The organism is Romboutsia weinsteinii, from assembly GCF_002250835.2.
In the GTDB taxonomy this organism is placed as follows: Bacteria; Bacillota; Clostridia; order Peptostreptococcales; family Peptostreptococcaceae; genus Romboutsia_A; species Romboutsia_A weinsteinii.
The window spans coordinates 37,871-50,585 of the sequence record NZ_NOJY02000023.1 but is presented as its reverse complement, the minus strand read 5'-3'; the positions used below and the strand labels follow the sequence as shown (position 1 = coordinate 50,585).

General features: G+C 29.7%; 10 protein-coding genes. 9 read left to right on the top strand and 1 reads right to left on the bottom strand.

All coding sequences use genetic code 11. The features are described from left to right. Nucleotides 1–335: 335 nt before the first annotated feature. The 6 genes from CHL78_RS12835 (at nucleotide 336) to CHL78_RS12810 (ending at nucleotide 7,422) form a co-directional block, all read left to right on the top strand. Complete coding sequence (locus tag CHL78_RS12835) at nucleotides 336–1,901, top strand: sodium-dependent transporter (protein WP_094368980.1); 1,566 nt, start codon at nucleotides 336–338, stop codon at nucleotides 1,899–1,901. A gap of 266 nt (nucleotides 1,902–2,167) precedes the next feature. Beyond that, the gene (locus CHL78_RS12830) at nucleotides 2,168–2,866 is read left to right on the top strand and encodes a hypothetical protein (protein WP_094368981.1); all 699 of its coding nucleotides are present in this window, start codon (nucleotides 2,168–2,170) and stop codon (nucleotides 2,864–2,866) included. Between the two features lie 77 nt (nucleotides 2,867–2,943). Beyond that, nucleotides 2,944–4,305: a 23S rRNA (uracil(1939)-C(5))-methyltransferase RlmD gene (rlmD, locus tag CHL78_RS12825; RefSeq protein ID WP_094368982.1), complete on the top strand. Its 1,362-nt coding sequence runs from the start codon at nucleotides 2,944–2,946 to the stop codon at nucleotides 4,303–4,305. A gap of 351 nt (nucleotides 4,306–4,656) precedes the next feature. Further along, entirely contained in the window at nucleotides 4,657–5,715 is a 1,059-nt protein-coding gene (locus CHL78_RS12820; RefSeq protein ID WP_094368983.1) for a lysylphosphatidylglycerol synthase transmembrane domain-containing protein, read from the top strand. 124 nt (nucleotides 5,716–5,839) lie between these two features. Then, nucleotides 5,840–6,262, top strand: a complete 423-nt coding sequence (locus CHL78_RS12815) for a DUF3783 domain-containing protein (protein ID WP_094368984.1) — start codon at nucleotides 5,840–5,842, stop codon at nucleotides 6,260–6,262. Nucleotides 6,263–6,486: 224 nt separating this feature from the next. After that, the gene (locus CHL78_RS12810) at nucleotides 6,487–7,422 is read left to right on the top strand and encodes a phosphoglycerate dehydrogenase (protein WP_094368985.1); all 936 of its coding nucleotides are present in this window, start codon (nucleotides 6,487–6,489) and stop codon (nucleotides 7,420–7,422) included. Nucleotides 7,423–7,529: 107 nt separating this feature from the next. On the opposite strand, the gene CHL78_RS12805 is transcribed toward CHL78_RS12810, so the two are convergent. Next, entirely contained in the window at nucleotides 7,530–8,510 is a 981-nt protein-coding gene (locus CHL78_RS12805) for a hypothetical protein (protein ID WP_094368986.1), read from the bottom strand. A gap of 236 nt (nucleotides 8,511–8,746) precedes the next feature. On the opposite strand from CHL78_RS12805, the gene ligA reads away from it, so the two are divergent. The 3 genes from ligA to CHL78_RS12790 all read left to right on the top strand — a co-directional run bounded on the left by ligA (nucleotide 8,747) and on the right by CHL78_RS12790 (nucleotide 12,697). Further along, complete coding sequence (gene ligA, locus CHL78_RS12800) at nucleotides 8,747–10,768, top strand: NAD-dependent DNA ligase LigA (protein WP_094368987.1); 2,022 nt, start codon at nucleotides 8,747–8,749, stop codon at nucleotides 10,766–10,768. Between the two features lie 109 nt (nucleotides 10,769–10,877). Then, nucleotides 10,878–12,227: a ribonuclease PH gene (gene rph / locus CHL78_RS12795; protein ID WP_094368988.1), complete on the top strand. Its 1,350-nt coding sequence runs from the start codon at nucleotides 10,878–10,880 to the stop codon at nucleotides 12,225–12,227. Continuing rightward, complete coding sequence (locus CHL78_RS12790) at nucleotides 12,227–12,697, top strand: metallophosphoesterase family protein (RefSeq protein ID WP_094368989.1); 471 nt, start codon at nucleotides 12,227–12,229, stop codon at nucleotides 12,695–12,697. The genes rph and CHL78_RS12790 overlap by 1 nt, the downstream gene beginning before the upstream one ends. The last annotated feature ends 18 nt before the right edge of the window (nucleotides 12,698–12,715 follow it).

Here is a 12,715-nt window from a genome sequence, read left to right as displayed (position 1 = left end):
AGTTAAAGATGGAGAAACTGTTACAGTAGATGCTGCAAGAGGCGTTGTATACAGAGGATCAAGTAGAGTTTTATAAAACTCTATAGAATAAATATTTAGAATATAACATAAAATTACTGGAATATTTAGAAAATTTAAAAAATAAACTTGAAAATATATCCAATAAGTGATACTATATTTTTAAGTTATATATTTGACCACTAAGTTTTGTAAGCTTAGTGGTTATTTTATAGATTGAATTATTTGAAAATTCAAATGATTCAATCTATAAAGAGTAATAATTATTTCCTTTATAAAATATAAATATAATAATACTAATAAAAGGGGGAAAATCAATGGCAGAAAGTAGAGAGAATTGGGGATCGAAAATAGGACTTATACTAGCGATGGCTGGAAATGCTGTTGGACTTGGGAATTTTTGGAGATTTCCATATGTAGCTGCGTCCAATGGTGGGGGAGCATTTATGATACCATATTTCTTTGCTCTAATCGTTATAGGTATACCTATAATGTTAGTAGAGTGGAGTATAGGGCGTTATGGAGGTAAGCATGGACACGGTACATTGGGACCTATGATGTACTTGCAAGCAAAGAAGGCTATGAAACCTAAGAAGGCAATTATAGTTGGAGCACTATGTGGAATGATAGCCTTTGGAGTTACTATACTAGTTAACTCATACTACAATCATATAATAGGATGGTCACTTGGATTTGCCGTAAGCTCTTTGACAGGTGGATATACAGGAGATCCAACAGGATTTTTTGCAAATTACATTCAAGATCCTAAGAATTTAGTTTTCTGGGTACTAGCATTAATATTTTTAGCAGTAGCAGTTATGAAAGGAATACAAAAAGGTATAGAATCATGGGCGAAAATTATGATGCCGGTATTATATGTATTTGGGATAATATTAGGTGTTAGAGCATTAACATTAGGTTCTCCTGTTGACCCTGATTGGAGTTCATTAGCAGGATTAAATTTTATATGGAATCCAGATTTTAGTCAATTATCATGGCAATCTGCTATAGCTGCAGCAGGTCAGATATTCTTTACACTATCTTTAGGAATGGGAATAATTCACAACTATGCTTCTTATCTACAACCAGATGAGGATATAATTACAGCATCTGTCGCAACAATATCACTTAATGAATTTGCAGAGGTTATATTAGGTGGTACAGCTGTTATACCTATTGCATATGCATTTTTAGGACCTGAAGGTATAAAAGGAAGTATAGGGCTAGCATTTATGGCCTTACCTAATGTATTTAGTACGATGACAGGTGGTGGAATATTTGGAGCTATGTGGTTCTTCTTATTATTCTTTGCAGGTATAACATCGGCAATAGCTATGTATAACTACCTAGTTGCATTACTAGAAGAAGATGCAGGAATAGAAAGAAAAAAAGGTGCTTGGATAGTATTTATTGGATACTTAATAGTTGGAGCCCCAATAGCATTAGAGTCAATTTTAACTAAGAGCGCTAACTTGGTATATTTCACAGAGGTTGATAACTGGATAGGTAACTATATTCTTATAGTTTTAGGATTAATAGAAATAATAGTAATTGGATGGTGTGTAAGAGATAGTGCACTTGAAGAAATGAATAGAGGTGGACTATGGAAGGTTCCTAAGTGGTTCTTTAGATTATTCCATCAATTCTTAACTCCAGTTACTATAATAACTTTCTTAGTATTTTTTACAAGAGATTACTGGTTAGCTGGTAATTTTAAGATAGTTCCTAGTTATATAGCAGAAATACCAGAGTTTGCTATATGGGTTAACCTAGGTAGAGTTGTTGTATTTGGGGTATTACTAATAGGATTTATACAATCTTATAAATCTATTAGAAGTAAATATAGAGCTGAGATAGATGCCAATAAAGAATTAGCGAAATGATATTCATAAATAAAGAGGAGGAATGTATAAATGACAGGTGTTGCATGGGGGTTTATGGGAACGATATGGGTTATTATATTTACGACTATAGGGATATCAATGAATAAAATAATAAAAGATCAAAAATAAGTTTTAAAAATATATACAAAAACCCTACTTAGTTGTAGGGTTTTTTAGCTACATACCATGCATGAAAAATATAAAAGTTAAAATATTCTGATATATGAATAGCATATATAGTAATATATAAACAAGGGGGGTCTACGATGAATGCAAATTTAGTAGTGAGTACAATTAATCAATTGAGTGTTGAAATAGGAAAGGCAAAATACATAAGAGAAAATAAAAGAAGTAAATATATATCAACTTTACAAGAAATACATAAAACTTATCAGCAAATAGAAATATCAGAGAACTTTAAGAATCAATATAATCAATTGAATTCAAAGGGTATAGAGTTAACGAAAGAGATAAGGAATTCAAGAGAAAAAGGCAATGAAAAATTAGAAAGCAGTATAGAAATATATATAAGATATCTCAAAGCATCGTTATGTGATTTTAGAGGAAGCACAAATAATTTGAGAAAGTATATAACGAGCTTTTTATTTAGCTCTATTTTATTCTTAGCGCTATCACCACAGTTTTATGGATTTATATTACCAATACTATTCTTTATCCCAATTTATCTAGGATTAAAAGGAGTTAAGAAAAGGTCTATAAGTGGATTTTATATGACGCTGAGTCTAGTTCCGGTTGCGCTAATGACATCATTTACATGGCTAAGATATGGAATCAATGCATTTTCAGACTATGCAGGAGCAGTCACAGCTATTATAAATAGTGGAGTAAGTGAAAGTTTAGCTAAAAGTTTAGTATATATTGGTCCATTAGGTGGAGCTGTATTATTAATATTTGCTTGCTTACAGCTGTACAGAGGATATAAAAGTAAAGATTTATTTATATAGGGGCTTTATAAGCCTCTATTTTTTTGGTAAAATAAAATATTGAAGTTTATTAAAATAAATGTACGGAGGATAAACCTATGTTATTAAAGAATGAAAGTTATATAGTTGATATAGTTGATATAGGTCAAGGCGGAGTTGGAGTCGGCAAGTACGATGGATTTACTGTTTTTGTAGAGGGCGGATTAATACAAGATAAAGTTAAGGTTAGGATTACTAAGGCTAAAAAAAACTATGCAGAGGGTAAAATGCTAGAAATTATAGAAAAATCTCCGTTTAGAGTAGACAGAATTTGTAGTGATACTTTAAAAGATTGTGGTGGATGTCAAATTCAAGAGCTTAATTACCAAAATCAACTTGATATTAAGACCAATGAAGTTAAACAAGTTGTAACTAGAATAGGAAAGTTAGACGACGTAGTTATACACGAAACTATAGGTATGGAAGCGCCTGTAAGGTATAGAAATAAAGCTCAATTCCCTATTCAAAAGGTAAATGGTTCTCCTGTGATAGGATTTTATAAGAAGAAGAGTCATGAGCTAATACCAACAGATAAGTGTGTAATACAGCATGATGTAAATGATAAAATTATGAAAATAATAAAAACTTATATCAATGCATATAAGGTTAGTATATACGATGAAAAAAATAATACTGGGGTTTTAAGACATTTAGTAACCAAGATAGGATTTACAACTAATGAAGTAATGGTAGTATTAGTTGCAAACGGAAGAAAGTTACCATATCTAAATGAACTAGCATCAGTATTAAGAGAAAATATACCAGGATTTAAGACGTTGGTAGTTAATGTAAATAGAGAGAAGACTAACGTGATACTTGGAAAAGAAAATATAGTTATTTATGGAGATGGTAAAATAAATGATTATATAGGAGATTTAGTTTTCGAAATATCTCCACTATCATTTTTCCAGGTAAATCCAGTTCAAACTGAAGTGCTATATAATAAAGCTTTAGAGTATGCAGAACTAGAGGAAAATGACACAGTATTTGATATATACTGTGGGATAGGGACTATATCATTATTCTTAGCTCAAAAAGCTAAAAAGGTTTATGGTGTAGAGATAGTAGAAGATGCTATAAAAGATGCGAAGATTAATGCAGATTTAAATAAATTAGATAATGTTGAGTTTTATGTAGGTAAAGCTGAAGAAGTAGTACCTAAGATGTATAAGGAAGGAAAGACTGCCAACGTAGTAGTAGTAGACCCTCCTCGAAAAGGCTGTGATGAAAAGGTATTAGATACAATCGTTTCTATGGACCCAGATAAAGTAGTTTATGTTTCTTGTAACCCATCAACTTTAGCAAGGGATTTAAATTATTTAGATCAACATGGATTTAAATGTGTAGAAATACAACCGGTAGATATGTTCCCTCACACAATGCACGTTGAGTGTGTGGCGAAAATTGTTAAGAAAAAATAAATATAACTTTTACAAAGCTATCAAGAAATTTCTTGATAGCTTTTTTAGTTAAGAAGGATAAGAGCTATGGTTATTTATTGATGCATACATGTATAAAATTAAACAATTAATATATATTTAAATTAAGCAATATAAATTTAGAAAATAGATGGAGAATACCCTATCTTGGTAACATCAATTGGAGTACTATCATATTCAATGAGTAAGAGCACTAGTGGGATTAATTAAAATAAAATAAGAATATAACAAAATTGTAAGACTATTTGTAATAAAAATTTAAGATTTATAAGATATACTAGAGGTAGAAATAATTTTAATAACTTAAATACAGGGAAAGGTTAGGAAAATTAAATGAATAAATTCAAAAACATAAATAAAAGTTTATTACAATATACATTTTTAATTTTACTAATGGCAATAACTACTTATCTAGTATTCAAGAGCTTAGACATTAGTATGCTCTCTAGTGTAGTGAAGATGGTAGACTCAAAATTTATTTTACTGGGTGCATTGTCAATATCGCTTTATGTATACCTTGAAGGGCTAGTGCTAAAGATTATGATTGATGACACACAGAAGGTAAAAGTAAGATTCATAGGATTTAAATTAGCTATTATGGGGTTTTATTATAATTTAGTTACTCCTTTTGCATCGGGAAGTCAGCCAATGCAAATTTATATACTTAATAAGTGTAAAGTTCCTCTAAGTAAGTCAAGTGCAATAGTAACTAATAAATCTCTTATTTATCAGACTATGGTTACTATTTATTGTAGCTCACTAATTTTAATAAATTCAGCTTCTTTAAAAGGCAAAATGCCTGGAATGATGCTTTTAGTTTATATGGGAATAGCAATAAATGCATTTACTATTATTATGGCAGTGTTAGTAGTATTAAATCCAAATAAGGTTAAAATAATTGCACGTTTTATTATAGGTTTTATATCTAGATATAAAACCTTTGAATTCTTAGTTAAGAAGCTAGATAATGTTGAAAGTTTTATAGATGAATATAGCCAGTCTGTAAGGTCGATAATTAAGAATAAGAGAGTTTTGTTTTTAACTATAGTACTTACAGTAATACAATTAACTTGTTACTTTAGTATATCGTTTTGGATATACAAAGCATTTAACTTAGATGGTCATAGCTATATATATTTATTAACTTTACAAGCATTCTTATATATGGCAATATCTCCAATACCTACACCAGGTAACATAGGGGCAAATGAGATAGCATTCTTTACAATATTTAATACAGTATTCCCTAAGCCTCTTATGGGATATGCAGTATTTTTATATGGTGGATTTATGTATTATTTGATATTAATAGGAAGCGGAGTATTTACAGTAATAACTCATTATAGAATGAAAAAGAAAAATTATACACAAATAGCAAGTGAACTTGTATAAAATAAAAAAGAAAAATAAGCAGATCTAATATATCTTCTTATTTTTCTTTTTTATAGAGATGTTTTAATTATAGCTTCTTGTGGTAAAAATTAATATAGTAAGCATTTTAAAGGGAGGAACAAGTATGTCGTTTGAAAAAATTAATAATGTTAATGTGCAGGATAAACATGATAGAAGTTGCATACTGATAGTAAATTTTGATAAGAAGGAATTATTAACAATAAGAAATATAAGTAGTATGCTAGGTATGAGAGATCATATTATCTTAAATAATATAAATGGGGATAGCGTAATAAGAGATATACTAGAGGATAAATTATCTGGTGAGTGTAATAATGGTATGAAAAATAAATCAATAATATTTAACAATATGCCTCATAATAAAATAAATGCATTCTTAGATAGTCTTAAGAAAATGAAAATAATGAGGCCTCTAACTGCTATGGTAACTGATACATCTATTGATTGGACTTTAAATAATCTAATAATGAACCTGGAAGAAGAGAGACAAGCTATGAAAAGTGGAAAGACTATTAATCATAAATAATAAAATATATTAGAAATTAAAAAATTTATATATAAAGAATGTTAAATTGGTTAAAATATATTTAAATAAATGCAATCACACCTCGCAGTATTAACATCATAGCCAGTGCATTTATTTTAAAATAGATTAAGTCCTTCAAAAATTTTGAAGGACTTTTTTAGTTATAAATATAATAAAAATAAGTATCGAGTAAAATATTTAGATTAAATATGGAGGAGAGTAAAATGAAAGTTTTATTTACCGAAAATTACGGAGAAGAAAAGTTTCAAAAGATAAGAGACTTAGGATACGACCTCATGTATATACCAGAGCGTAAAATAGAAAATAATGATGAAATAAATTTAGCACAAGTATTAGTGACTTATAATCCGTTTAGCAATTTAGATATAGATAAAATGAAAAATCTAAGGTACATACAAATCACAAGTGTAGGAATCGATCAAGTACCTAAGAGAAGTATCATAGAAAATGATATTTTGCTAGCAAACAATAGAGGTGGATATAGCATACCTATGGGAGAATGGATTGTAATGTATATACTTGAAATATATAAAAATACTATGAATCTATATAACCAACAATTAAATAAAATTTGGAGAGTTGATTATTCAGTTGAGGAATTGTGTGGCAAAACAATTGGGTTTATAGGTACTGGAACTATAGCAACAGAGGCTGCCAAAAGATTAAAGGCTTTCGAAGTGGAAATATGGGGAGTAAATACAAAAGGTAGAGACACTGACTATTTCGATAGATGTTTTTCTACTGAAGATATGGATATAGTATTTAGAGAGTGCGATGTAGTAGTTGTTACTATACCATCTACTAAGGAAACTATAGGTATGATTAATGATAATAAGTTTAAAATTATGAAAGATAACTCAGTATTTATAAATGTAGGTAGAGGGAACATAATTCATGAGGATGATTTAATAAAAAATATCAGAAAGTTTAAAGGGGTTGCATTAGATGTTTTTGAAGAAGAACCACTGAGTACAGAAAATAGTTTGTGGCAGTATGAAAATGTAATAATAACACCTCATAATTCTTGGATATCTAATATGAACAAAGATAGAACTTTTAACACTATATATAGTAATTTAAAAAGCTATATACAGGGCAAAAATATAAATAATATTGTGGATATAAAAAAGGGATATTAAAAAACTAGAAGGTGTATTTAAAATTGCACCTTCTAGTTTTTTAAGCTGGATGAGCTAAATAATTTATAAATAGATACGTATTAATTATATTTACTAGATTTCTGTATTTATGGCAATCTACTAGAAATAGATAAATTGCTACCTAAGGCTGGAGTGCTTGTTGAATCTATAGATAATGCAACTATTTCTAGTGGAGGGATAAATAGAGGTGTATTTCCACCTGAATCAGCTAATACAAGCATAGCATATTCATTTTTATAAACATCTCCTTCTCCAGATGTATTCACACCCAGTGAAAATGATATATGATACCCTACTGATAAATAATTTTTTATAGAAGTAATCATATCTGTATCACAGCCCTTTGGAATTGGTATATCTGGGATCAAGTAGGTTATACTTGTATCGTACACAGATCCATCTCCAACATATATTGCTATAATATGATTTATAGGTATTGATATTAAACCACCGTTATTATTTATTATAAAAATACCAACGTCACTGTTTGGGTTTGAAGAATATAATTGATAAGGTTTACCTGTTAGAGGGGATGAGGCTAAAGATGTTGTAAAAATAGACATAGTATAGTTGGGGTATTTTTCTATAAGTTGCTTTATAATATGAGCTAATTGTAAGTAAGAAAAACACAAGGATGTATTACTAAGTCCCTCAGATGTGTTTGTGTCATATTGAACAGCAACTAGTGAAGCTTGAATAGGTGTTGATCTAGAAAGAGTTATACTACCAGGATTGATATTTTTTAATGATAGGGTAGTATTAGGTGTGATTATATTAATAATTGCAGTTCCAAAGACTTCTCCAGTTTTTATGGGAGAACATCCTTTGACTATATCTCCTTGTGAAGAGCTAAGTGCGAAGGTAACAGAATTAGAATTCAAAGCCAGTTGTGTAGCAACCCACCAGTTAATAAGGTAATTTCCAGTTTCATTAAACGTTATCTCACCAGTAATATTAGAATAAGTAATGTTACCGTGAGAGTATCTTATATTATCAAATATAAGGTTGCTATTAGTAGTAAGTGTTGCTGGAATAGAGCATTTTATTTGCAACGATGTATTATTCATAATAATCATCCTTTCAATTAAAATATCTAAAATAAACTTAATACATTCTATTATTAATACATATAAAAAGTTCAATTAACTTAATTCAAAGGATTTGAATTAGTAAAATATACAATTATAAATTAAAATATTAGAATTGTATAAAATAAAATATTTAAAAGGACAAAACTATAATGATATACTAAACAATATAAAGTTATAAAATGGCAATAATATTAAATAAGAGGTGATATGATATGAATACTAAGGATAAAATAGATAAATTAATAGAAGATATAAATTATCACAATGAAAAATATTATAATCAAGATTTGCCTGAGATATCAGACTTTGATTATGATAATTTAATGAAAGAATTAATTAAACTTGAGGAAAAATATCCTGAGTTTAAGAGGGTAGACTCTCCAACTAATCGTGTAGGAGGTAAACCTCTAGATAAATTTGATCAAATCGTACATAAAATACCTATGTTAAGTTTATCAAATGCTTATTCAAGTCAAGATTTACAAGATTTTGATAAAAGGGTAAGAGATATGGTAAGTGGTAAAGTAGAGTATGTAGTAGAATTTAAGATAGATGGACTATCTGTAGGTGTTACATATAGTAATGGAACTTTTGAAAAAGGAGCTACTAGAGGTGATGGAGTAGTTGGAGAAGATATATCGAAAAACCTAATGACAGTGAAAAGTATACCTCTAAAAATACAAGATAACAGTGAGTTAGTAGTAAGAGGAGAAGTATATATATCTAAAGGAAATTTCAAAAAAATAAATGAGCAACAAGAAGAAGCAGGGGCACAACTTTTTGCTAACCCAAGAAATCTTGCAGCAGGTTCTTTAAGACAGTTAGATCCTAAATTAACAGCAAAGAGGCCTTTAGATATATTTGTGTTTAATCTTGAACATATAGATAATAAGGAATTTAAAAGCCACAGTGAATCATTAGAATTCTTAAAAAATCTTGGATTCTCTGTAAGTCCTAATTACAAGGTATGTAATAGTATAGATCAAGTTATTGGATTTATAGAGTATTGGACTGAGAATAGAGACAAATTAGACTTTGAAATAGATGGTATGGTAATCAAAGTAAATAATTTAGATCAAAGGGAAGATATGGGATATACGGCAAAAAGTCCGAGATGGGCTATAGCATATAAATTCCCAGCAGAGAAGAAGAAGACTAAAATACTAGATATAATTGTGGAAGTAGGGAGAACAGGAACAATAACCCCAACTGCTATACTTGAACCAGTTAGGTTGGCTGGAACTAGTGTAAGTAGAGCAACTCTTCATAATGAAGACTATATAAAAGAAAAAGATATAAAAATAAATGATACAGTAATAGTTCAAAAAGCTGGAGATATAATACCACAAGTATTAGAGGTAGTAAAAGAAGAGCGTACAGGAGAAGAAATAGATTTTAATCTTCCTGACAAATGTCCAGTATGTTCAGAGCCAACAGTAAGGTTAGAAGGTGAAGCTGCAGTTAAATGTATAAATATTTCGTGTCCAGCTCAAATAAGAAGAGGTATAATACACTTTGTATCTAGAGATGCAATGAATATAGATGGATTAGGAGAGTCAATAATAACATTACTGTTAAATGAAAAAATAATCAAAGATATATCTGACTTATACTATATAAATAAGGATGATGTTATAAATTTAGAGCGTATGGGTGAAAAATCAGCAACTAACTTAATAAATTCACTTGAAAAGTCGAAAGATAATGACTTATGGAGACTTATAAATGGATTAGGAATTAAATTTATTGGTGTTAAGGCTGCTAAAATTCTTGCAAATAGCTTCAAAGATTTAGATAAAATTATTAATGCAACAGAGCCAGAACTAGTTAATCTAGAGGAATTTGGTGAAACTATGGCGAATAGTGTGGTTGAATTCTTTAAAGAAGAGAAAAACCTAAGTGTAATAGAAAAACTAAAAAATGCAGGTGTAAATACTAAGTCTATTGAAAATGAAGATTCAGGGATAGTTAAAGTATTTGAAGGTATGAAAATTGTCTTAACAGGAACTCTTCCAACTTTAAAAAGAAATGATGCAAAAGAAATAATTGAATCTAGAGGTGGTAAGTCAACTTCAAGTGTTAGTAAATCAACTACATTTGTATTAGCAGGAGAAGAAGCTGGGTCTAAACTTACTAAGGCTAATGAACTAGGTGTTAAAGTAGTTGATGAAGATGAGTTTTTGGAACTATCAAAGCTATCTTCTAAGGAAGAGGTTGAAAATAAATTAGTTTAGTAAATTTATTTTTATAAAATATATAAAGTTGTTAGTAAAATATGTATATAATAGATAGAGTAGAGACTAAATATAAAAGTTTAATAATTGATTTGAGAGAGGTATCAACATGGCTAGAATAGGTAATAGAAAAAATGATGAAATAAGAGATATAAAAATAACTAGGAACTATACGAGATATGCAGAAGGTTCTGTGCTTATAGAAATGGGAGAAACTAAGGTAATATGTACAGCTTCAATAGAAGATAAGGTCCCTCCTTTTTTAAGAAATAGTGGAACAGGGTGGATAAATGCTGAATACTCTATGCTTCCAAGGTCTACGCACCAAAGAAAGATAAGAGAGTCATCAAGAGGAAAGATAGATGGAAGAACTCAAGAAATACAGAGATTAATAGGTAGAGCTATAAGATCAGTTGTATCTTTAGATAAAATAGGAGAAAGAACTATTTGGGTTGACTGTGATGTTATACAGGCTGATGGTGGTACTAGAACAGCATCTATAACTGGAGCTTTTGTTGCAGTAGCTGATGCAATACATAAATTATATAAATCAAAAGCAATAAAAGAAATGCCAATAAGAAACTTCGTATCTGCTATAAGTGTAGGTATAGTGAATAAGACTCATATGTTAGACTTATGTTACGAAGAAGATTCTAGTGCGCAAGTAGATATGAACGTTATAATGACTGATAGTGGAGAATTTGTTGAAGTTCAAGGTACAGGAGAAGAAAGACCATTCTCAAGAGATGATTTAAATGAACTTTTAAAGCTTGGTGAAATAGGAAATCAAGTGTTAATAAAAGAGCAAAGAAAAGCTTTAGGAGAAATTGCTGATGAAATATTAGGTGTAGACTACGGAAATGAAGTAGTAATAGCGACTAATAATGCGCATAAACTAGAAGAAATAGGTGCTATATTAAAGGATTTTGATTACAAGATAAATTCATTAAAAGATGTTGATTTAGCAGGAATAGAAATAGTAGAAGATGGTAAAACATTTGAAGAAAATGCTCTTATAAAGGCAAGAGTAATAGCACAAAAAACTAACATGATATCAATATCTGATGATTCAGGATTAGAAGTAGATGCTATAGGCAAAAAGCCAGGAGTATATTCTGCTAGATTTGCAGGAGAAGATGCTACTGATGCGGATAATAGAGAGAAATTATTAAAGATGATGAAAAATGTACCTATGAGCCAAAGAAGTGCAAGATTCGTATCTGCTATAGCGGTAGTATTCCCTGACGGAAAAGAGTTTGTAGTAAGAGGAACTTGTGAGGGTACAATAGCTATGGAAGAAAAAGGTGACAATGGATTTGGTTATGACTGTTTATTTATAGTAGATAAATATAACAAGACATTTGGAGAAATACCAGCTTCAATAAAGAATGCAATAAGCCACAGAGCAAATTCATTAAAATTAATGAAAAATGAATTTAATAAGAGGATATCAAGATAATGAAAATAGGGGTATTAAGTGATACACATAGAATTAAGAAATGTATAGATGAGGCTATACCATATCTAAAGGAATGTGATTTAATAATACATGCAGGGGATAATTTTGAAGATTCGAAATACTTATATTCGATGACTGGTATAGGCACTATGGCTGTCAAAGGAAATTGTGATTTTGAAAATGTTGAAGAAGAATTGGAAATTGATATAGTTGATAAAAAGATATTTCTGTGTCATGGAGACAATTATGGAGTTAAGTATGGTATAAAAGAGCTAGAATCAAAAGCTAAAAAAGTTGGTGCTGACATAGTTATATTTGGGCATACTCATACGCCATTATGCCTAGAAAAAGACAATATACTCTATATAAACCCAGGAAGTGTATCTCTTCCTAGAGGTGTCAATTACAGAAGTTTTGTAATACTTAATATAGAAGATAATCAAGTAAGTGTTGAGAAAATGAAATTATAATTGTTTATTTCAGGAGGG